Source organism: Aeromicrobium sp. UBA7512, assembly GCF_002476985.1.
In the GTDB taxonomy this organism is placed as follows: Bacteria; Actinomycetota; Actinomycetes; order Propionibacteriales; family Nocardioidaceae; genus Aeromicrobium; species Aeromicrobium phoceense.
Window position 1 is genome coordinate 116,738 of sequence record NZ_DLNK01000003.1, and the last position, 21,668, is coordinate 138,405.

The window sequence follows — 21,668 nt, forward strand, 5'->3', positions numbered from 1 at the left end:
GCACGGAAGGAAACAACGGAAGCGATGCTGGCCGTATTGATCGCGGGAGTCGTGGGGCTCGTCGGCACTCTCGTCGGCACCCGTTTCGCGATCGCCGTCCTCGTGAAGAAGGGCTACGGACAGCTCATCCGTGACGACGGTCCCACGTCGCACCACGTGAAGCGCGGGACGCCCACGATGGGCGGCCTGGTCATCATCATCTCCACCGTGCTCGGCTACGCGATCGCGAAGCTGTGGACCGGCTACGAGCCGAGCGCCTCCGCCGTCCTGCTGCTGTTCCTGTTCGTCGGCCTCGGCGTCATCGGCTTCCTCGACGACTGGATCAAGGTCGCCAAGCAGCGCAGCCTGGGCCTGCGCAGCAAGGCCAAGATGGTCGGCCAGATCCTGGTCGGACTGGTCTTCGCGGTGCTCGCGATCGGCTGGGAGAACGACAACGGCCAGACCCCGATCACCCACGCGATCTCCTTCACGCGCGACCTGTCGTGGGAGCTGCCGACCGTCCTGCTGATCGTGTGGGTCCTGCTGATGATCGCCGGCGCCAGCAACGGCGTGAACCTCACCGACGGGCTCGACGGCCTCGCCACGGGCGCCGCCGTCATGGTCTTCGGCGCGTTCGTCCTGATCAACGTGTGGCAGTCCAACCAGAGCTGCTTCCTGCTCGACCCCGGCCCCAAGTGCTACGAGGTTCGAGATCCGCTCGACCTCGCGGTGGTCGCCTCCGCCGTCACCGGCGCGTGCTTCGGCTTCCTGTGGTGGAATGCCTCGCCCGCCAAGATCTTCATGGGCGACACCGGCTCGCTGTCGCTCGGTGGTCTGATGGCCGGCTTCGCGCTGATGACCCGCACCGAGCTGCTGCTGATCGTGCTGGGCGGACTGTTCGTCATCATCACCTTCTCGGTGATCCTGCAGGTGGGCTACTTCAAGATCAGCGGCGGCAAGCGGATCTTTCGGATGGCGCCGTTGCAGCACCACTTCGAGCTGAAGGGCTGGGCCGAGATCACGATCGTCGTCCGGTTCTGGATCATCAGCGGCATCTGCGTGATCTCCGGCATTGGCCTCTTCTACTGGGAGTGGGTCGTCGGTGCCTTCTGAGCGTGACGTCACGTCGCTGCACCGCGACTCCTCGTGGGAGGGCGTCCGCGCGGTCGTCGCGGGCTTCGGCGTCAGCGGGTTCGCCGCGGCTGACACCCTGAACCACCTCGGCGCCAGCGTCGTCGTGCTCGACGAGTCCGAGGGCGATGACCACCGTCGCGAGCAGGCCCACCTGCTCGAGGTCCTCGGTGCCGACGTGCGGCTCGGTCCCGGCACGACGGCCTCCCTGCCGGGCGACGTCGACCTCGTGGTCACCTCGCCTGGCTGGCGCCCCAGCGCGCCGTTGCTGACCGAGGCCGCAGGTCGCGGCATCCCCGTCTGGGGCGAGGTCGAGCTGGCCTGGCGCCTGCGCGGCAGCGACCCGGCACCGTGGCTGGCGATCACGGGAACGAACGGCAAGACCACCACCGTCCAGATGCTCGAGGCGATCCTGCAGGCGGCCGATCTGCGCGCGCAGGCCGTGGGCAACGTCGGCACCCCGATCCTCGAGGCCGTCATGGATCCGGAGGGCCGCGACGTGCTCGCGGTCGAGCTCTCCAGCTTCCAGCTGCACTGGACGCAGTCGATGTCGGCCGAGGCGGCCGCCGTGCTGAACCTCGCGCCCGACCACTACGACTGGCACGGCGGGGTGCAGGCCTACGCCGCCGCGAAGGGCAAGGTCTACGAGCAGGTCCAGCGCGCGTGCGTCTACAACGTCGCCGACGAGGCCACGATGCACCTGGTCGAGGAGGCCGACGTCGTCGAGGGCGCCCGCGCCATCGGCTTCACGCTCGGCATCCCCGATCGCGGCATGGTCGGGATCGTCGACGACCTGCTCGTCGACCGCGCGTTCGTCGAGGAGCGCGCCACCAGCGCGGCCGAGCTGGCGTCCCTCTCCGACCTCGACGACGCGTCGCCCCACAACGTGCAGAACGCCCTGGCCGCCGCGGCACTGGCGCGGGCCCACGGCGTGCCCGCCGTCGCGGTCCGCAACGGGCTGCGCGCCTTCCGGCTGGGCCCTCACCGCATCAGCACCGTGGCCGAGGCCGACGGCGTGCGGTGGGTCGACGACTCCAAGGCCACCAACCCGCACGCGGCGCGCGCCTCGCTGCAGGCGTTCGACCAGGTCGTGTGGGTCGCCGGAGGACTGGCGAAGGGCGCTGCCTACGGCGACCTCGTCCGCGACGCCCGCGACCGGATCCGCGGGGCTGTCCTGATCGGCGCCGATCGCGAGCTGATTGCGGCCGCGCTCGCCGAGCACGCGCCCGACGTCCCCGTCGAGCTGGCCGACGGTGCCGACGCCGACGCCCTCATGGACTCCGTCGTCGCCGCCTCGCGCCGGCTCGCGCACCCGGGCGACACGGTGCTGCTCGCGCCCGCCGCCGCCTCGATGGACCAGTTCCGCGACTACGCCCACCGCGGCGACGCGTTCGCCGAGGCCGTGCGCCGGCTCGGCCACAGCTGACGCCAGCTGCTCAGGCTCCCGCCCCGGGCCTCTCGGCGGGCGGCGGGAACGGGGGACGCGGGGGCCGCTCGCGCAGGAACCGTCGTGCCGCGATCGCCGCGAGGACGGTGCCCGCGATCGACGTCGCGACCACGACGTCGCGCCACCAGGGCGGTCCGGGGGAGTCGCTGTTGCCCACGCAGTCGTGCATCGGGTTCGGGGCGTCCACGTTCTGCAGGAAGGTGCGCGCGGCCGAGACGTAGGCCGAGGTCGCCGCCGGGTCCCAGCCACCGGGGTTCCACAGCTTGTACCAAGCACCGTTGCGGCGACTGATGCGGCACGTGACGTTCGTCGCCGACGAGTGGAAGCCGTCCGCGGGGCCGAGGTGGCCGATCACCCGCCGCCCGAAGTAGATCGGGACGCGGTCGTCCGGATCGCTGATGCGTGCCACGGGGAAGTTCCCATCGAGCCCCATCGATCCACCGTACGCCCGCACCGGGTCACCGGCCAGGGTGCGCACGCCACCGGATGGGCCCGGATCGGGTCCCCGGGCGACACGCGCCCCCAGGTCCCGGAGGCACGCCGTCCCACGGGCCACACTGGTGAGCAGTTTCTCTTCTCTTCCCCGAAGGAACGCCATGAGTACCACCGCATCTCGGCGGTCGTCGAGCACGCTCGACACCGTGCGGACCCTGCTCGAGCGTCCGCTCGCCTCCTACCAGCTCGTGCTGGGCACCACCGGCCTGCTGCTCGGTCTCGGCCTGATCATGGTGCTGAGCGCGAGCTCGGTGTTCGCCCTGCGGGTGTACGGCAACTCCTTCGAGATCTTCGGTCGCCAGGCCATCTTCGCCGTCGTCGGCCTCGTCGCCATGGTCATCGCGATGCGCATCCCCCTGGAGCGGGTGCGGCAGCTGGCGCGACCGGCGCTCCTCGCTGTCGTGCTCCTCATCGGCCTGACCTTCACGCCGCTGGGCATGGACATCAACGGCAACCGGAACTGGATCCCGCTGTTCGCCGGCTTCAACCTGCAGCCCTCGGAGTTCGCGAAGCTCGCGATCGTGCTGTGGATCGCCGACCTCTACACCCGCCGGCACCGTCACCTCGGCACGCCGCGCTACGTCATCACCCCGGTCGTCCCCATCGCCGGGGCCGTGGCGGCCCTGGTCGTGTTCCAGAAGGACCTCGGCACCGCCGTGATCCTGTTCGCGATCATCGCGGGCATGCTCTGGGTGGCGGGGCTGCCGCTGAAGCCGATGCTCGGCTTCGGCGCCGGGTTGGTCGTGCTGCTGCTGTTCTTCGTCGCCACGGCCCAGCACCGGGTCGACCGGTTCATGTCGTTCCTCAACCCGATGGCCGATCCCGAGCAGTCCGGCTACCAGGCGATCAAGGCCATGATGGGCTTCGCCCGCGGCGGCTTCTGGGGACTCGGCCTGGGCAGCAGCCGCCAGAAGTGGGGCGCCCTGCCCGAGGCCCACACCGACTTCATCCTGGCCGTGATCGGCGAGGAGCTCGGCCTCGCCGGCAGCCTCGTGATCCTCGTGCTGTTCTGCCTGCTGGCGTACACCGGCTTCCGGATCGCGCACCGCAGCCGTGACCGCTTCGCCGGCTACCTCGCCGCCGGCATCACCATCTGGCTCACCACGCAGGCGATCATCAACATCGGCATGGTGCTGGGCATGCTGCCGGTCATCGGCGTCCCGCTCCCGCTCATCTCGTACGGTGGTTCCAGCATGATCGCCACTCTCGCCGCGCTGGGCCTCCTGGCCAACTGCGCCACCACCGAACCGGGCGCCGCACGGGCGCTGTCCACCTCGCGCCGCGCGAAGGCGCGCAAGAAGCAGCGCACGGTGGGTCGCTGACCGTGCGCGTCCTGCTCGCCGGCGGTGGTACCGCCGGTCACACGTCTCCGCTGCTCGCGACCGCCGCCGTGCTGGCCGACGCCGGGGACGACATCGTCTGCCTCGGCACGCCCCGTGGTCTCGAGGTCACGCTCATCCCGCAGGCGGGTCACGCGCTCGAGCTGGTGCCGCCGGTGCCGCTGCCGCGCCGCCCCAACGCCGACCTGGTGAGGCTGCCGGCCAACCTGCGTCGCTCGGTCTCGGCCACCCTCGAGGTGATCGACCGGTTCCGTCCCGACGTCGTCGTGGGCTTCGGCGGCTACGTCTCGGTGCCGGCCTACCTCGCCGCGCGCCGCCGGAAGCTGCCCCTCGTCGTGCACGAGGGCAATGCACTGCCCGGCATCGCGAACAAGCTGGGCGCGCGCCTGACCCGTCACGTCGCCACCAGCTTCCCCGACACGGAGCTGCGCCACGGCACCTACATCGGCCTGCCGATCCGGCGCCAGATCGCCGACCTCGACCGTCACGCCACGCGCGCCGAGGCGCGCGCGCACTTCGGCCTCGACGCCGACCGGCCGACCATCCTGGTCACCGGCGGCTCCCAGGGCGCCCGCCGCATCAACACCACGATGTCGGCCGCGGCCCGCGACCTCGCCGAGGCGGGTGTGCAGGTGCTGCACGCTGCCGGCCGGCCCGAGGAGGTCGACCTCGACCGGCGTGAGGGCGACCCGCCCTACGTGGTCGAGCAGTACATCGACCGCATCGACCTGGCCTACGCGGCCGCCGACCTCGTCGTGTGCCGCTCCGGGGCCAACACCGTCACCGAGGTCGCCGCCGTCGGTCTGCCCGCCGTGTTCGTGCCGCTGCCCATCGGCAACGGCGAGCAGGCCCTGAACGCCCATCCGGTCGTGGGCGCGGGCGGTGCGCTGCTCATCGAGGACGGCGCCTTCACCCCGGCCTGGGTCGACAGCGCCGTCGTGTCGCTGGTCACCTCGCCCGAGCGCCTCGAGCGCATGTCGCAGTCCGCCTCGGGCATCGTGCGGCGCGACGCCGCCGAGCGCCTCGCCGACCTGGTGCACCGCGCGGGGGAGGAGCGCCGGTGAGGATCGACCTGCCGAGTGAGGTCCTTCCCGCCGACCAGCTCGGTCGCGTGCACCTCATCGGGATCGGCGGCGCCGGCCTCTCGGCGATCGCCCTGCTCCTGCACGAGGCCGGGGTCGACGTGAGCGGCAGCGACGGCAGGGACTCCGCGGTGCTCCAGCGCCTGCGGGCGGCCGGCATCACGTGCCACGTGGGCCACGACCCGGCGTACCTCGCCGACCGCGACACCGTCATCGCGTCCACGGCCGTCCCCGAGGACAACCCCGAGATCGTCGAGGCGCAGCGGCGCGGGCTGCGGCTGTGGCCGCGCTCGGCCGGGCTCATGTCCACGATGCTGGGCGACCGCCGGATCGCGATCGCCGGCACCCACGGCAAGACCACCACCACCGCGATGCTCACCTTCGCGCTGCGCGGCGCCGGGGCCGACCCGTCCTTCGCGATCGGCGCTGAGGTCGCGGGGCTGGGAACCAACGCCCGCCGCGGCGCGGGTCCGGAGTTCGTCGTCGAGTCCGACGAGAGCGACGGCGCCTTCCTGCACTACCGCCCGCACGCCGCCGTGATCACCAACATCGACGCCGACCACCTCGACACGTGGGGCACGGTCGAGGCGTACGAGCAGGCGTTCGCCGAGTTCGCCGGCACGGTCGAGGAGGTCGTGGCGCTCTCCGCCGACGATCCCGGTTGCCGCCGGCTGCGCGAGACCGTCGACAGCCCGCGTCTCGTCACGGCGGGGTTCGCCGACGACGCCGACGTGCGAGGTCAGGACGTGGAGGTCGTGGGCTCCACGACGCGCTTCACGGTCACGGCCGACGACCTGCCGCCCACCGAGGTCGTGCTCGCCGTCCCGGGACGCCACTACGCCGCGGACGCCCTGCTGGCGCTGGCGATCGGCCGCGAGCTCGGTCACGACGTCGCCGGCATGGTCGAAGGCCTGGCCGGCTACACCGGTGCCGCTCGTCGGATGGAGCCGAAGGGCGAGGCCGCGGGGGTGCGCGTCGTCGACTCGTACGCCCACCACCCCACCGAGATCGCCGCCGACATCGCCGCGGCCCGGGCCCTGGCCGGCGACGACCGCCTCGTCGTCGTGTTCCAGCCCCACCTGGTCAGCCGCACGCGGCTGTTCGGCACACGGATGGGCCAGGAGCTGGCCGCGGCCGACCTCGTCGTCGTGGCCGACCTCTACCTCGCCCGCGAGGCCGCCGACCCGGACGTGACGTCGGCGCTCGTGGTCGGCGCTGCCGGTCCGCATGCCCTCGCCGGGGGACCGGTCCAGGACGTGCCGGGGTTCCTGCTGCCGCTGGTCCGGGCGGGCGACCTCGTGCTGACCCTCGGCGCCGGGGACGTCACCACGGTCGGGCCGGCGCTGCTCGAGCTGCTGCGGGAATCCCGCGATGAGTGACCGCTTCGCCGAGAAGCTCCGCCTGAAGCGTCGTCGCTCACGCTGGCGCATCGCCGGCGTGGTCCTGCTCGTGCTCGTCGTCGCGGCAGCCGTGTGGGCCATCTGGTTCTCGAGCCTCTTCGAGTCCCGCGAGGTCACCGTGAGCGGCACCGAGCACGTACCGGTCGACCGGGTCGTGCGCACCGCCGAGGTTCCGCTGGGGACGCCCGTCCTGCGCGTCGACACCGAGGCGATCGCCGAGCGTGTGGCGACCCTCAAGCCCGTCGAGTCCGTGAAGGTCGAGCGCGACCTGCCGCACACGATCCGCATCGTCGTGACCGAGCGCGACGCGGTCGCCTGGGTCGACCGCTCGGGCACGCCCTGGGCCGTCGACCCGTCCGGGGTGGTCTACCGCCCGCTGAACTCGCGTCCGCGGCACCTGCCCGAGCTGGACGTCGACGTCGAGGACCGCCGTGTGGTGGCCGCCACGGCACGGGTGGCGGCCGACATCGCCGCGGGCGACCGCGACCTGCTCGGCGACACCGACACGATCACGGCCGAGACCCGCGACTCGATCGAGCTGGCCCTGTCGAAGGGCCGCACCGTGGTGTGGGGGAGCGCGGAGGAGGCGCAGGCCAAGCTGTCGGTGCTGCGCCCGCTGCTGCAGATCGACGCGCGCAGCTACGACGTCAGCGCTCCCGAGCGCCCGACGACGCTCGAGTGACGCGCGTCCCCAGCCGCCCCACCCGCATCGAGTTCAACAACACACGCCCGACACGGCGTGTCATCGACGATCGTCCGGACGGCCCACCTAGTGTCAAACCATCGACGAGGTTGACATAACTATAAGCCTCCACTTGAAGTTTAAGGTTTGAAGGGGAACGACATGGCGGTCCAGAACTACCTTGCGGTGATCAAGGTCGTCGGCATCGGCGGCGGTGGTGTCAACGCCGTCAACCGCATGATCGAGGCCGGGCTCAAGGGTGTGGAGTTCATCGCGATCAACACCGATGCCCAGGCATTGCTCATGACCGATGCCGACGTGAAGCTCGACGTGGGTCGTGACTCCACGCGCGGTCTCGGCGCCGGCGCCGATCCGGAGATCGGCAAGAAGGCGGCCGAGGACCACGCCGAGGAGATCGAGGCGGCCCTCAAGGGCGCCGACATGGTCTTCGTCACGGCGGGCGAGGGCGGCGGCACGGGCACCGGCGGCGCGCCGGTCGTGGCGCGCATCGCGCGGTCGCTCGGTGCGCTGACCATCGGGGTCGTCACACGGCCCTTCAAGTTCGAGGGACGCAACCGCGCGGCGCAGGCCGACGTCGGCGTCCAGCGTCTGCGCGAGGAGGTCGACACCCTCATCGTGATCCCGAACGACCGACTCCTGTCGATCAGCGACCAGAGCATCAGCCTGCTGGACGCGTTCCGCCAGGCCGACCAGGTGCTCTACCAGGGCGTCTCGGGCATCTCCGAGCTCATCACCACGCCCGGTCTGATCAACGTCGACTTCGCCGACGTGAAGTCGATCATGAGCGATGCCGGCTCGGCCCTCATGGGCATCGGCTCGGCGCGCGGTGAGCACCGCGCCGCCACGGCCGCCGAGCTGGCCGTCTCCAGCCCGCTGCTCGAGGCCTCGATCGAGGGCGCCCGCGGCGTCCTGCTGTCGATCGCCGGCGGCTCCGACCTCGGCCTGTTCGAGATCAACGAGGCCGCCGAGCTGGTGCAGGAGGCCGTCCACGACGACGCCAAGATCATCTTCGGCACGGTCATCGACGACTCGCTCGGCGACGAGGTGCGCATCACCGTGATCGCCGCCGGCTTCGACGGTGGCGAGCCCAAGCAGCGCGACGCCGCCCAGCCGGCGCTGCGCAGCCGTGAGCAGCAGGCCGCCGCCAAGGAGTCGGCGCCCGCGACGCAGAAGCCCGCCGAGCGCCCCGAGGGCTCCGAGCAGCGAGTCGTCACCGAGCCCGTCCCGGTCGGCCAGCCCGCCGGCCAGGAGTTCGGCGACGGTCTCGACATCCCGGACTTCCTGCGCTGACCGTGCCCGACCACGCTCCCGACCACTCCGCGCCGTTCTGGTTCCGGTCCGACCTGGGGGTCGCGTCGTTCGGTTTCACCGACGCGCGCACCGACCTGGGCCGGGGCCCGGCCGACGGATCACCCGCGGAGGGTCCGGGCGTGGTGGCTGCGGCGCTCGGTGGCCGCCCGGCGCTCATGCGCCAGGTGCACGGAGCGACCGTCGCCGTCGCCGACCCCGAGGCCCAGCCCGAGGCCGACGCCCTCGTGCTCGACCGCCCCGGCGTCGTGGCGATCGTCCGCGTCGCCGACTGCGTGCCGGTCGTGCTCGTCGATCCCGACCGGCCCCTCGCCGCCGTGGTCCACGCCGGCCGGGTCGGCATGGCCTCCGGTGTCGCCGGCGTGGCGGTCGAGGCGCTGTGGTCCCGCGGCGCCCAGCGCCTCGAGGCGTGGGTGGGCCCCCGGGCGTGCGGCTCCTGTTACGAGGTGCCGGTCGCCATGGCCGACGAGGTCACGGCGGTCGAGCCGGCCGCCCGCGCCATCACCCGTCTGGGCACCCCGGCACTCGACATCGGCGCCGGCGTCGTCGCCCAGCTGCAGCGCGCCGACGTGGTCGTCCACGACCTCGGCGGCTGCACGATCGAGGACGAGCGGTTCTGGTCCCACCGGCGGCAGGGCGACGCGGCCGGTCGCTTCGGCGCGGCCGTGGTGCTGCGCCGCGAGGGGAGTGGCGATGGAACGCCGTGACGAGCTCGCGCAGAACCTCTTCGCCGTCCGCGAGCGCATCGCCCGTGCCTGCGACGCAGCCGGCCGGTCCGCCGACGAGGTGACCCTCGTCGTCATCACCAAGACCCATCCGGCGTCCGACGTCGCGCTGCTGGCCGAGCTCGGGGTCACCGACGTCGGCGAGAACCGTCACCCGGAGGCGGCCGAGAAGCAGCTCGCCGCCGTCGACGCGGGTGTGGCCCTGCGCTGGCACTTCGTCGGCGGCCTCCAGACCAACAAGGCCGGTGCCGTCGCGCGCTACGCCGACGTCGTCCACAGCGTCGACCGGGCCAAGCTGGCCCGCTCCCTCGACCGTGGCGCTCAGGCCGCCGGGCGCACCCTGCGCTGCCTCGTCCAGGTGGACTTCGACACGACCGACCCCGGGCGTGCGGGAGTGCCACCTGCCGACGTGCCGGCCCTGGCCGACGTCATCGCGGGGGAGTGCCCCCACCTCGAGCTCGGCGGCGTGATGACCGTCGCGCCGCTGGGCCAGGACCCCGCCCCGAGCTTCGCCCACCTGAGCGAGATCAGCGCCGAACTGCGGCGCACCATGCCGTCGGCGACCATGGTCTCAGCGGGGATGAGCGAGGACTTCGAGGTCGCGATCGCGCACGGCGCGACACACGTGCGCGTGGGTCGTTCGGTGCTCGGGCAGCGCCCTGTACTGCAGTAGTCTCAACAACGTCAAGACCGAAGATCGGGAGTGAGCATGGCTGGCGCAATGCGGAGGATGGGCGAGTACCTCGGACTCGTCGAGCAGGCCGAGTACGACGACGCGCTCGAGTACGAGACGGAGGCCCCGGCTCGTACTGCGGCACCCGTGCGCCAGGCCGCCCCCCAGCCGGTCGCGCCGCGCTCCGTCACGGCCCTCGACGACCGTCGTCAGCCCGGCATGTCCGTGGCCGACCTCGCGCGCATCGAGACCGTCACGCCCCGGACGTACAACGACGCCCGCACGATCGGCGAGTCGTTCCGCTCGGGCGTCCCGGTCATCATGAACCTCTCGGACATCGGCGACGACGACGCCAAGCGCCTCGTCGACTTCGCGGCCGGCCTGGTCTTCGCGGTCCACGGCACGATCAACCGCATCACCGCCAAGGTGTTCCTGCTGTCGCCCGAGGGCGTGCAGGTCTCCGACGAGGACCGCGCGCAGCTCGCGGCCGGCGGCTTCTACAACCAGAGCTGAGGCGACGTGTCGACGATCGGCGTCGTCCTCTACAACCTGATCTACCTGGCGATCATCTTCGTGATCGCCCGGTTCGTCGTGGACTGGGTGCAGCTGCTGGCCCGCCAGTGGCAGCCGCGCGGCTTCATCGCGGTGCTGTGCGAGTTCATCTTCACGGTCACCGATCCGCCGCTGCGCGCGCTGCGCAGAGTGATCCCGTCCATCCGTCTCGGCGGGATCATGCTCGACGTCTCGGCGATGGTCCTGTTGCTGCTGTTGTTCATCGCCCAGTCCCTGGTGGTCGTGATCTTTTAGGTGATCGTTGAGACTTGAGCACGAGCCCGTTGTCCGGTGCCTAGGATGAAGCGGTACCGTTGATGAGGCCCCGAATCTTTCCCAAGACAGACCCGACTCACACGCAGAGGTGACCAGATGGCGCTCACGCCCCAGGACATTCGCGACAAGCAGTTCACCGCCGTGCGCTTGCGCGACGGCTACGACATGGGCGAGGTCGAGCAGTTCCTCGACGAGGTCGAGGTCGAATTCGAGCGTCTCGTCAGCGAGAACTCCGAGCTCAAGGCCAAGGTCGCCGAGCTCGAGTCCGCGCTCGAGCAGGCCTCGAAGGCCCAGCCCGCCCCGGTCGCCGCGAAGCCCGAGCCCGTCAAGGAGCCCGAGCCGGTCAAGGAGCCCGAGCCGGCCCCCGCCCCCGTGGCCCCCGCCGCCCCGCAGGAGCTGCGCGTCACCTCGACCTCCGAGGCCTCCACGGCCGCCGCGCGTCTGCTCGAGATCGCGTCGGCCAACGCCGACCAGCTCATGGACGCCGCGAAGGAGGAGGCCGACACGATCATCGGTGAGGCCCGCGTCGAGGCCGAGCAGCTCTCCGCCGAGGCCCGTCGCAACGCCGACACGCTGCAGTACGAGTCGCGCAAGCGCGCCGAGCAGCTCGACGTCGAGACCGAGCAGCGTCGCAAGGAGGTCATCTCCAACCTCGAGCGCGAGCGTCAGGAGCTCCAGGGCGAGATCGACCACCTGCGTGCCTACGAGCGCGAGTACCGCGCCCGCCTGAAGGCCTACTTCCAGGACCAGCTGGCCCAGCTGGAGGGCAGCCAGCCCGTCGCGCCGCAGCAGGGGACTGCGCTCGACGGCAAGGAGTGACGCTGCGACACCGCGCGTACTGAGTCAACGACGGCGCCCTATCCCTCAGGGGATCGGGCGCCGTCGTTCGTCTGTCCGGGTGCTGATCTGGACACGCGACTCGCAGCGAGGCGGTGTGTCGAGACCACGCGCGACGCCGGAGCGTCAGGCGCGGCTGAGGCTGACCGAGAGGCCGAGGTCGTCGTCGCGCACGTCGGCGGCGTCGCCGGGCTCGAACGAGACCGCGAGGACCTCCTCGGCGATGCTCGCGCCGTGCTCGCGCAGCGCCTCGGCCGTCTCGCCGTCGGCGGTCCACGTCAGGGTGATCCGGTCGGTGATCTCCAGTCCGGCGGCCTTGCGGGCCTCCTGGATCACGCGAACGGCCTCACGGGCCAGGCCGGCGCGACGCAGCTCGTCGTCGATCGCCAGGTCGAGCGCGACGGTCTCGCCCTGCTCGTTGACGACCGACCAGCCCTCGCGCGGACGCTCGGTGACGATCACGTCGTCGGCCTCGACCTGCCACGCCTGGCCGTCCTCGCCGGTGACCGTGGCCTCGCCCTTCTCGAGCCGGGCGGCGAGCTCGCCGGCGTCGGCCGCGGCGATCGCCTGCGCGACCACCGGGGTCTGCTTGCCGTAGCGCTTGCCGAGCTGGCGGAAGTTGGCCTTGGCGGAGAACTCCACGAGGTCGGCGCCGGCGTCGGCCAGCGACCCGAGCTGCTCGATGTTGAGCTCCTCGCACACCTGGGCGCGCAGGTCGTCGCCGAGCTGCTCGAAGTGGGCCGAGCCAACCAGGGCGCGGCGCAGCGGCTGGCGCGTGCGGACCTTCGCCTCGGCGCGCGCGGCGCGTCCCAGCTCGGTGACACGGCGGGCCAGCGAGACCCGCTCGGCGAGACCCTCGACGCGCAGCGACTCATCGGCCACCGGCCAGTCCGCGAGGTGCACGGAGGGGGCGGCGTCGGGGTCGACCGGCACGATGAGGTCCTGCCAGACCCGCTCGGTGACGAACGGCACGAGCGGGGCCATCAGTCGGGTGAGGACGTCGAGGACCTCGTGCAGGGTGGCCAGCGCGGCGGCGTCGCCACGCCAGAAGCGCTTGCGCGAGCGGCGGACGTACCAGTTGGACATGTCGTCGACGAAGGTCGAGATCATCAGGCCGGCGCGCTGGGTGTCGAAGTCCTCCAGTGCGGAGGTCACCTCGCGCACGAGGTCCTGGGTCTGCGAGAGCAGCCACCGGTCGAGCACGCCTCGCTCGGTGGGCGGCGGCGCGTCGGCACCGGCCGGGCTCCAGCCCTCGGCGCGGGCGTACAGGACGTGGAAGGCCACGGTGTTCCAGTAGGTCAGCAGGACCTTGCGCACGATGTCGGTGAGGGCGTTGTGGCCGATGCGGCGCGCCGACCACGGCGAGCCGGAGCAGGCCATGAACCAGCGCAGGGCATCGGCGCCGTGCTCGTCCATGAGCGGCATGGGCAGCAGGATGTTGCCCAGGTGCTTGCTCATCTTGCGGCCGTCCTCGGCCAGGATGTGACCCAGGCAGACGACGTTCTCGTAGCTGGACCGGTCGAACACGAGCGTGCCGACCGCCATCAGCGAGTAGAACCAGCCGCGCGTCTGGTCGATCGCCTCGGCGATGTACTGCGCGGGGTAGGCGCGCTCGAACTTCTCCTTCGAGCCCTCGGCATGGGGGTAGCCCCACTGCGCGAACGGCATCGAGCCGGAGTCGAACCAGGCGTCGATGACCTCGGGGACGCGGCGGTAGGTGCCGGGCTCGCCGTCGATCGTGAAGGTCACGTCGTCGATGTAGGGCCGGTGCGGGTCGAGGTCGGACTGGTCGGTGCCGGTCAGCTCCGACAGGTGGGCCAGCGACTCGACGCACACGACCTTGCTCGGGTCGGCGTCGTTGCGCCAGATCGGCAGGGGAGTGCCCCAGAACCGGTTGCGCGACAGCGACCAGTCGATGTTGTTCTCGAGCCAGTCGCCGTAGCGGCCGTGCTTGATGGTGCCGGGGTACCAGTTGGTCTGCTCGTTCTGCGCGAGCAGCTCGTCCTTGCGGGCGGTGGTGCGGATGTACCAGGCGGGAAGGGCGAAGTACATCAGCGGCGTGTGGCAGCGCCAGCAGTGCGGGTAGCTGTGCTCGTAGTCGAGCTTCGTGAACAGCAGGCCGCGGGCGTCGAGGTCGGCGACGAGGGTCGGGTCGGCCTCCTTGAAGAACGCGCCGCCCACGAGGGGGACGTCGGCCTCGAAGTGACCGTCGGGCGCGATCGGGTTGACCACGGGCAGGCCGTACGCCTTGCAGACCGCCATGTCGTCGGCGCCGAACGCGGGGGACTGGTGCACCAGTCCGGTGCCGTCCTCGGTGGTCACGTAGTCGCCGAGCACGACGAAGTGCGCGTCGGGGATCTCGACGAGGTCGAACGGGCGGCGGTAGGTCCAGCGCTCCATGTCGCGGCCCGTGACGGTCTCGACGGCCTCCCAGCCCTCGCCGAGGGCGGCGCCGACGAGCGGCTCCGCCACGACGACCCGGTCGGTGCCGTCCGTCGCGACGACGTAGGTGACGTCGGGGTGCACGGCGACCGCGGTGTTCGACACGAGCGTCCACGGCGTGGTGGTCCAGACCAGCAGGTCGGTGCCATCCCATGGTCCCGACGTCAGCGGGAAGCGCACGTAGACCGACGGGTCGACGACCGTCTCGTAGCCCTGCGCCAGCTCGTGGTCGGACAGCGTGGTGCCGCAGCGGGGGCAGTAGGGGGCGACGCGGTAGTCCTCGACGAGCAGGCCCTTGCCGTGGATCTGCGACAGCGCCCACCAGACGCTCTCGACGTAGGGGGCGTCCATCGTGCGGTAGGGGTCGGACATGTCGGTCCAGTACGCCATCCGCTCGGTCATGGCCTCGAACTGGTCGACGTTGCGCAGGACGGACTCGCGGCACTTCGCGTTGAACTCGGCGATGCCGAAGGCCTCGATGTCGGGCTTGCCGTTGAAGCCCAGCTCCTTCTCGACCGCGATCTCCACCGGCAGGCCGTGGCAGTCCCAGCCGGCCTTGCGCTCGACGTGGTAGCCCTGCATCGTCTTGAAGCGCGGGAAGACGTCCTTGAAGACGCGGGCCTCCACGTGGTGGGTGCCGGGCACGCCGTTGGCGGTGGGCGGACCCTCGTAGAAGGTCCAGCGCTCGGCGTCGGCGCGGGTGCTCAGGCTGGCCGCGAAGGTGCCCTGCTCGGCCCACAGGTCGAGGATCTCTCGCTCCAACGCCGGCAGGTCGACGTGGGCGGGCACGGGGCGGTAGCGCAGCGCATCACCGGCGGCCCCGGAGGGAGCGGAGGTGGGCGGCACTGCGGGGGCGTTCGGGGCGTCCTGACTCACTCGGCCAATCCTACGGTGGGCCGACTTGCACCGGCCCCGTGGTCGGTCTACTGTCCCGGGCATGCCCAAGACCACATTGGCCGTGCGCGCGGACGAAGAGCCGTGGACCCCCGCCGAGGCCAAGGCCGTGCGCGAGGAACTCACCGAGGACCTCGCCAGGCTCAAGACCGAACTCGACCATTCGGCGAAGGATCTGCAGGACATGCTGTCCGGAGGGGTCGACGGTGCGGGCAACGACCAGGCCGATGTCGGATCGAACAGCCTCGAGCGTGACGCCGAGCTCTCGCTCGCCGCGAACCAGCGGGAGCTGCTGCTCCAGACCGAGAAGGCACTGGCCCGTCTCGAGGACGGCACCTACGGCGTCTGCGAGCAGTGCGGCGAGCCCATCGGCAAGCTGCGCCTGATGGCGTTCCCCCGCGCGACGCTGTGCATGGACTGCAAGCGCCGCGAGGAGCGTCGCTGACTCCCGTGACCCCGTCCACGGACCCGGCGGCCGAGCCCCTGGGCCGGCGCCGGGTCGGCCTCTTCGCCGGCGTGGCCCTGGCGGTCGTGCTGGTCGACCAGCTCACGAAGTGGTGGGCGGTCGCGCGCCTCGAGGGGCGCGACGCCATCCCCCTGCTCGGCGATCTGCTGAGCCTGCGCTTCGTGCTCAACCCCGGCGCCGCGCTCGGCACCGGAGCCGGCTACACGATCGTGCTGAGCCTGATCGCGATCGCGGTCACCGTCACGCTCGTCGTCATCGCCCCTCGGCTGCGTGATCCCTGGTGGGCGGTGGGGCTCGGGCTGTTCCTGGGCGGCGCCGTGGGAAACTTGATCGACCGGCTCTTCCGTGAGCCGTCGTTCCTGCGGGGCCACGTCGTCGACTTCATCGACTACGCCGGGTTCTTCGTCGGGAACGTGGCCGACATCGCCCTGACGGTGGCGGCCGTGATCATCATCTGGCGGTCGTGGCGGGGTCACCGCTTCGACGGCACCCTGGAGGACTCGTGACATCGGACGACACCACCGAGGTGCGTAGCGTCTACATCCCGGAAGGCCTGGCCGGCGAGCGCGTCGACGTCGCCCTCGCGCGGCTGTTCGGCGTCTCCCGCACGCGGGCCGGCGACCTGGTCGCCGAGGGACTGGTCCTGCTCGACGGGACCGCGCCCATCAAGTCCGAGCGCGTCGAGCACGGTGCGCTCATGGAGGCCACCATCCCGGCTCCGCGGCGTGCCGTGGTTGTCGCCACCGAGGTCGAGGGCATGTCGATCGTGCACGAGGACGACGACATCGTGGTCGTGGACAAGCCCGTCGGCGTGGCCGCGCACCCCGGCGTGGGCTGGGACGGCCCCACGGTCTCGGGTCACCTGGCCGGCGTGGGCGTGCGGATCTCCACCAGCGGCGCCCCCGAGCGGCAGGGCATCGTGCAGCGGCTCGACGTGGGCACCAGCGGGCTCATGGTGGTGGCGAAGTCCGAGCGCGCCTACACGATCCTCAAGCAGGCTTTCCGCGACCGCACGGTCGACAAGACCTACCACTCGCTCGTGCAGGGTCACCCCGACCCGCACACGGGCACGATCGACGCACCGATCGCCCGCCACCCCAAGCACGACTTCAAGTTCACGGTGCGCGCCGACGGCCGCGCCAGCGTGACGCACTACGACACGCTCGAGGCGCACCGCTACGCGTCGCTGCTCGAGATCAAGCTCGAGACCGGCCGCACCCACCAGATCCGCGTGCACATGGCCGCGATCAAGCACCCGTGCGTCGGCGACCCGCTCTACGGCGCCGATCCGGTGCTCGCCAAGCGCGTGGGCCTCGAGCGGCAGTGGCTCCACGCCGTGCGGCTCGGGTTCACCCACCCCGGCACCGGCGAGTGGGCCGAGTACGAGAGCCCGTACCCCGACGACCTCCAGCGCGCGCTGGACGTCGTCCGCGACCTCGACTGAGTCCGACACCGGGCGCAGGAAGCGCTGGCAGTGACGTTTGCGGGGCCGACACGCCGGTGAGCACCCCCGAAACGTCACGCCCACGGAATCGGGTGTGGACAACACGGGCAGCGGCGGCTGGAGGGCCCCACGCTTGCGGGTCATGGAGCCCATCTTCGCGACCGCGAGAACTCGTGTCGTGCCGGCAACGCCCGACGAGTTGCGAGGCCGGATGTGGGAACAGCGTGCACACGGTCTGTGGCGACCGGCCGGCATGGCGGTGGGAGAGGCTGACGGACGCGTCGCTGACGCGATAGGCCTGATGAGTCACGGATGCGTTCTCGGCGGATGGGCCTCACTGCGCTTCCAAGGCAATGACGCATTCGATGGCGGCGGCGAGGAGCTGCGCCCGGCTCTGGTGCACTGTGGCGCCGGGACGCAGATGCGCCGCCGCGCGGTCGTGGAGCCGTGCCGGACCGCCGTGTGGGACCACGAGGTGACGTCCTTGGAGGGCGTTCCCGTGACGACCATGGCGCGAGCCGTGTACGACGAGATGCGTCTCGCTCCTTCCCTCCGGGCAGCGGTCGTCGCCCTGGACTCGGCCGTCTCGGGAGTGAGGGAAACCGCGCACACCTCGCTGCGTGCGGTCCAGCAGGTGGTGAGCTCCCACCGCAAGACACGGGGCATCGTTCGGGCGAAGCGGGCACTGCTGCTGGGATCGGAGCGCAGCGCGAGTCCGTTGGAGACCCGGACGAGACTGGTCGCGCAGCTGGATGCCGGTCTTGATGCGCTCCTGGTCAATCCACCGGTCTTCGGTCCATCGGGAGCCCTGCTCGGGGTCGCCGATCTCCTCGACGAGGACACCGGGCTGGTCATCGAGACCGATGGCGCTCACCACCGGGACGCGCAGAACCACTCCGACGACAACGTCCGTGAGGAGCGGTTCGAGCGCGCGGGCCTGGTCGTGGTCCGTGCGACGTCGCTCGACCACAGGGACGTTCAGGGCCTCGTGAGTCGCATCCGGCTCGGACACCGCGACGCCCGGCTCTCCCACCGTCGCGACTGGACCCTCGAGCAGCCCTCATGGTTCCGCTCGTGGGGCCCGGGTCAGCGCTGGCGGTGACGTTCACGGCATCGTGACCGGCGTGTCGCGCCCGCAATCGTCACTGCCAGCGCTTCCCGTGGAGGCCGTCCGGCACAATGGGCGCATGAGCCCTGTCGTGCGCCAGTCGGAGAAGTTGAGGGATGTCCTGTACGACATCCGCGGCCCCGTCAGCGCGCGAGCCGCCCAGCTGGAGGCCGAGGGCCACCGGATCCTCAAGCTCAACATCGGCAACCCGCAGCCGTTCGGCTTCGACGCGCCGTCGGAGATCCTCCAGGACGTCATCGCCGGCCTGCCGACGGCGCAGGGGTACTCCGACTCCCGCGGCATCCAGTCGGCCCGCCGCGCGGTGGTGCACCACTACCAGCTGCAGGACGGCTTCCCGGCGATCGACATCGACGACGTCTGGCTCGGCAACGGCGTCAGCGAGCTGATCCAGATCGCCCTCCAGGCGCTGCTCGACAACGGCGACGAGGTGCTGATCCCCACGCCGGACTACCCGCTGTGGACCGCCGTCACCAACCTCGCGGGCGGACGGCCGGTGCACTACCGGTGCGACGAGGACAACGACTGGAACCCCGACCTCGAGGACCTCGAGTCCAAGATCACCGACCGCACCAAGGTCATCGTCGTGATCAACCCGAACAACCCGACGGGTGCGGTCTATAGTCGCGAGACGCTCACGGCGATCGCCGACCTGGCGCGCAAGCACGACCTGATCCTCATGGCTGACGAGATCTACGACAAGATCCTCTACGACGACGCCGTGCACATCCCCATGGCCAGCGTCGCGCCCGACGTGCTGACCCTGACCTTCAACGGCCTCTCCAAGGCGTACCGGGTGTGCGGCTACCGCGCCGGCTGGCTCGTCGTGACCGGTCCGCTCGAGCGCGCCGAGGACTACCTCGAGGGGCTCACGCTGCTGGCCTCGATGCGCCTGTGCCCCAACGTGCCGGCGCAGAACGCGATCCAGGTGGCGCTCGGCGGCTACCAGTCGATTAAGGAGCTCATCCTGCCCGGCGGTCGCCTGCTCGAGCAGCGTGACACCGCCGTCAACGAGCTGCGCAAGATCCCCGGCGTCAGTGTGGTCACCCCGCGCGGGGCGCTCTACGCCTTCCCGCGGCTGGATCCCGAGGTGTACCCCATCAAGGACGACCAGCGCTTCGTGCTGGACCTGCTGATGAGCGAGAAGATCCTCCTCACGCAGGGGACGGGCTTCAACTGGCCCGACCCCGATCACCTGCGGATCGTGACGCTGCCGTGGTCGCGCGACCTCGCCGAGGCGATCCAGCGGATGGGAAACTTCCTCAGCACCTACCGCCAGGACTGAAGCACGCGGGCGAGCCAGCCGCGGCGCTCGGGCTCCGGCTCCGAAGGGGCGGGCGCCACGGTCTGGTCGGCGAAGTCCCGCTTGCGCCACGTGTGCTTGAACCCCGGGTCGGGCGTGCTCCAGCCGGGCCCGTAGATCGTCTCGAGGTACGCCACCGGGTCGGCCGGCAGCGGGCACCGGACGCCGAGCAGCTCGCCCTCGCCGGTGGGGAACATCGTCGAGCGGTCGAGGGCTCCCCGGGTGCCGGGGTACCACGCGATGCGGTCGCTCTCGAACAGCGCCGAGAACACGTCGACGCTCTTCTCTCCGGTGGCGGGGGCGACGTGCCGGTGGCCGAAGAAGTCACCCTTCACGGCGAAGCCGCGGGCGCCCAGGAACTCCTCCACGCGGGCGTGCGCCTCGGGCAACGTGGCCGCCTCGTGGGGCTCGAACGCCACGATGAGGTCGAGGTCGTCGTCATGGGGGATGAGGTCGCCGTCGCGGACGACCGCCAGCGCGGCGCCGTAGCCGAAGCACACGTGCGGGGTGAGCTCGCGCAGCGCCTCGGCGACCGAGACCGTGAAGCGGACGTAGTCGACCTTCTCCCGTTCGGACCAGAACCGGAACGACCGGGTCGGGCCGTGGGCGGTCCACTCCAGCGACCGCCCGAGGAGCACGTCGTCGGAGACCACGCGCGCGAAGGCGCGTCGCGCCTCGTCGGGGACCTTCTTCGCGACCTGCTTCATCGCGGCCCGGGCGTCGCGGTAGTCGCCGGCGATGGTCATCTCGAGCGGACCCACCAGCATCACGAACTCGGACCGGAGCTCTGGCGGCACCTGCGCGGCAGCCTCGGACAGGAGGGTGTGGAGCAGCTCCCGGCGCTCGCGCGCGTCGTGGACGGTCACGAGCTCCGCTCCGGGGGAGCCGACCTGCACCCGGATGTCGCGATCCTCGACCGCCGCACGGGCGTCGATCGCGCGCAGCTGCACGGCGGCGACCTCGACGGGCTCGTCGAACGTGACCTCCGCCCAGGGGCGGTCGTCGTGCTGCGTCTGGATCATCGGGCCGTCCCGGTGATCGGGGTCCAGGAGACGGGACGGCCGGAAGGCCTCCTGCCGGCCCGCGGACCAGCTGCTCACGACGACGGTGCTGCGACTCGCCAGAGCGTCGGGCGGAAGACCGTCCGTCGTGACGATGCCGAGGGACTGCAGGCGCAGGACCCCGGGGGAGAGCAGGTCCACCCGCACCCGGTCGACGAGGGTGGGGCCAAGGTCGACCCGCAGCTGACCGCCCGGGCCCACGAAGTCGAAGTCCGGTAGCCGGGCGCTCACCTCGCCGATGGTTCGGCGGAGCGCCGCTTCGAGGGAGGTCACGTCACCGCCTCAGGAACAGCGCCCGTGCCACGTAGGCGTCGTCCTGCCGGTACTTCGCGAAGCCGAAGCCCTCGACCGCGTACGTGACGTCGAATCCGTGCAGGACCGCCTCGGCGTTGAACGAGGTCGGGTCGACGAATCGGCGGAAGTGGCTGCCGGTGACCTTGGCGCCGCTGGAGTCGCGCAGAGTGCGGTACTCGACGGCCAGCCGGTCGCCGGGGGACGTCAGGGACGCCGCCAGGTCGAGGAACGCGGTCTGCTCCTCGTCGGTGATCGCGTGGACGAAGAAGCGGGCGTAGACCACGGTGGTGCCGGGACTCACGCGCAGCTGCGCCGCGAGGCCGTCCTGGTCGATCGTGGCCGCGAGGAACTCGACGTCGAGGCCCAGGTCGGCGGCCTCCGCGGTGCACGCCTCGACCGCGGCCTTGGAGGCGTCGACGCCCGTGACGTCGTGACCGTGCGCTGCGAAGAACAAGGTGTCGCGCCCGGACCCGCTGCCGAACTCGATGATCCGCGCCGGCTGGTCGAGCTCGCCCGCCACGAAGGCGGCGAACTGCGACGGCAGGGGACGCGCCACGCCTCTGTCGGCGTAGTAGGCGTTCCAGTAGTCGTCGCGCTCCTGCGGGGCGTCGAGCCGGTCGGCGGCGCGGGCCATGCTTCCCCCTGGGTCCGGTGTCACGCACGCGAACCGTACGTGAACGTCCGGTTAAC

General features: G+C 71.3%; 21 protein-coding genes. 17 read left to right on the forward strand and 4 right to left on the reverse strand.

Annotated features, from left to right (window positions below):
* The first annotated feature begins 24 nt into the window (after window positions 1–24).
* Window positions 25–1,092: a phospho-N-acetylmuramoyl-pentapeptide-transferase gene (gene mraY / locus B2363_RS02435; protein WP_286928192.1), complete on the forward strand. Its 1,068-nt coding sequence runs from the start codon at window positions 25–27 to the stop codon at window positions 1,090–1,092.
* Complete coding sequence (gene murD, locus B2363_RS02440; RefSeq protein WP_286928194.1) at window positions 1,082–2,536, forward strand: UDP-N-acetylmuramoyl-L-alanine--D-glutamate ligase; 1,455 nt, start codon at window positions 1,082–1,084, stop codon at window positions 2,534–2,536. Before mraY ends, murD begins: the two co-directional genes overlap by 11 nt.
* A gap of 10 nt (window positions 2,537–2,546) precedes the next feature.
* On the opposite strand, the gene B2363_RS02445 is transcribed toward murD, so the two are convergent.
* A complete protein-coding gene (locus B2363_RS02445) occupies window positions 2,547–2,990 on the reverse strand; it encodes a hypothetical protein (protein ID WP_181756781.1) in 444 nt (147 codons plus the stop codon).
* A 163-nt stretch (window positions 2,991–3,153) separates the two neighbouring features.
* On the opposite strand from B2363_RS02445, the gene ftsW reads away from it, so the two are divergent.
* The 10 genes from ftsW to B2363_RS02495 all read left to right on the forward strand — a co-directional run bounded on the left by ftsW (window position 3,154) and on the right by B2363_RS02495 (window position 11,930).
* A complete protein-coding gene (ftsW, locus tag B2363_RS02450) occupies window positions 3,154–4,374 on the forward strand; it encodes a putative lipid II flippase FtsW (RefSeq protein ID WP_181756782.1) in 1,221 nt (406 codons plus the stop codon).
* A gap of 2 nt (window positions 4,375–4,376) precedes the next feature.
* The gene (murG, locus tag B2363_RS02455) at window positions 4,377–5,456 is read left to right on the forward strand and encodes an undecaprenyldiphospho-muramoylpentapeptide beta-N-acetylglucosaminyltransferase (protein ID WP_286928197.1); all 1,080 of its coding nucleotides are present in this window, start codon (window positions 4,377–4,379) and stop codon (window positions 5,454–5,456) included.
* Window positions 5,453–6,853, forward strand: coding sequence for a UDP-N-acetylmuramate--L-alanine ligase (gene murC, locus B2363_RS02460; protein WP_286928198.1), 1,401 nt, complete (start codon window positions 5,453–5,455; stop codon window positions 6,851–6,853). Before murG ends, murC begins: the two co-directional genes overlap by 4 nt.
* A complete protein-coding gene (locus tag B2363_RS02465) occupies window positions 6,846–7,556 on the forward strand; it encodes a cell division protein FtsQ/DivIB (RefSeq protein WP_286928199.1) in 711 nt (236 codons plus the stop codon). The genes murC and B2363_RS02465 overlap by 8 nt, the downstream gene beginning before the upstream one ends.
* A gap of 162 nt (window positions 7,557–7,718) precedes the next feature.
* Window positions 7,719–8,867 (forward strand): cell division protein FtsZ, encoded by a 1,149-nt coding sequence (ftsZ, locus tag B2363_RS02470; RefSeq protein ID WP_181756786.1) that lies wholly within the window; start codon window positions 7,719–7,721, stop codon window positions 8,865–8,867.
* A 2-nt stretch (window positions 8,868–8,869) separates the two neighbouring features.
* A complete protein-coding gene (locus B2363_RS02475) occupies window positions 8,870–9,592 on the forward strand; it encodes a polyphenol oxidase family protein (RefSeq protein ID WP_286928202.1) in 723 nt (240 codons plus the stop codon).
* Window positions 9,579–10,283: a YggS family pyridoxal phosphate-dependent enzyme gene (locus B2363_RS02480; RefSeq protein WP_286928204.1), complete on the forward strand. Its 705-nt coding sequence runs from the start codon at window positions 9,579–9,581 to the stop codon at window positions 10,281–10,283. Before B2363_RS02475 ends, B2363_RS02480 begins: the two co-directional genes overlap by 14 nt.
* Window positions 10,284–10,319: 36 nt before the next feature.
* Window positions 10,320–10,796, forward strand: a complete 477-nt coding sequence (locus B2363_RS02485) for a cell division protein SepF (protein WP_181756789.1) — start codon at window positions 10,320–10,322, stop codon at window positions 10,794–10,796.
* 6 nt (window positions 10,797–10,802) lie between these two features.
* On the forward strand, window positions 10,803–11,090 hold the full coding sequence (locus B2363_RS02490; RefSeq protein WP_078700740.1) for a YggT family protein: 288 nt from the start codon (window positions 10,803–10,805) through the stop codon (window positions 11,088–11,090).
* 117 nt (window positions 11,091–11,207) lie between these two features.
* Entirely contained in the window at window positions 11,208–11,930 is a 723-nt protein-coding gene (locus tag B2363_RS02495; protein WP_286928206.1) for a DivIVA domain-containing protein, read from the forward strand.
* A 144-nt stretch (window positions 11,931–12,074) separates the two neighbouring features.
* On the opposite strand, the gene ileS is transcribed toward B2363_RS02495, so the two are convergent.
* A complete protein-coding gene (ileS, locus tag B2363_RS02500) occupies window positions 12,075–15,236 on the reverse strand; it encodes an isoleucine--tRNA ligase (protein ID WP_286929009.1) in 3,162 nt (1,053 codons plus the stop codon).
* Window positions 15,237–15,327: 91 nt separating this feature from the next.
* Here ileS and B2363_RS02505 point away from each other — a divergent pair, with 91 nt between their 5' ends.
* The 5 genes from B2363_RS02505 to B2363_RS02525 all read left to right on the forward strand — a co-directional run bounded on the left by B2363_RS02505 (window position 15,328) and on the right by B2363_RS02525 (window position 19,605).
* Complete coding sequence (locus tag B2363_RS02505; protein ID WP_181756792.1) at window positions 15,328–15,729, forward strand: TraR/DksA family transcriptional regulator; 402 nt, start codon at window positions 15,328–15,330, stop codon at window positions 15,727–15,729.
* 5 nt (window positions 15,730–15,734) lie between these two features.
* Window positions 15,735–16,256: a signal peptidase II gene (lspA, locus tag B2363_RS02510; RefSeq protein WP_286928207.1), complete on the forward strand. Its 522-nt coding sequence runs from the start codon at window positions 15,735–15,737 to the stop codon at window positions 16,254–16,256.
* Complete coding sequence (locus B2363_RS02515; RefSeq protein ID WP_376785941.1) at window positions 16,253–17,194, forward strand: RluA family pseudouridine synthase; 942 nt, start codon at window positions 16,253–16,255, stop codon at window positions 17,192–17,194. Before lspA ends, B2363_RS02515 begins: the two co-directional genes overlap by 4 nt.
* A gap of 508 nt (window positions 17,195–17,702) precedes the next feature.
* Window positions 17,703–18,296, forward strand: a complete 594-nt coding sequence (locus tag B2363_RS02520; protein ID WP_286928209.1) for a hypothetical protein — start codon at window positions 17,703–17,705, stop codon at window positions 18,294–18,296.
* Between the two features lie 85 nt (window positions 18,297–18,381).
* On the forward strand, window positions 18,382–19,605 hold the full coding sequence (locus B2363_RS02525) for a pyridoxal phosphate-dependent aminotransferase (protein WP_181756796.1): 1,224 nt from the start codon (window positions 18,382–18,384) through the stop codon (window positions 19,603–19,605).
* On the opposite strand, the gene B2363_RS02530 is transcribed toward B2363_RS02525, so the two are convergent.
* Window positions 19,590–20,957, reverse strand: coding sequence for a hypothetical protein (locus B2363_RS02530; protein WP_286928212.1), 1,368 nt, complete (start codon window positions 20,955–20,957; stop codon window positions 19,590–19,592). The genes B2363_RS02525 and B2363_RS02530 overlap by 16 nt on opposite strands.
* Window position 20,958: 1 nt before the next feature.
* The gene (locus B2363_RS02535; protein WP_286928214.1) at window positions 20,959–21,612 is read right to left on the reverse strand and encodes a class I SAM-dependent methyltransferase; all 654 of its coding nucleotides are present in this window, start codon (window positions 21,610–21,612) and stop codon (window positions 20,959–20,961) included.
* Window positions 21,613–21,668 lie beyond the last annotated feature (56 nt).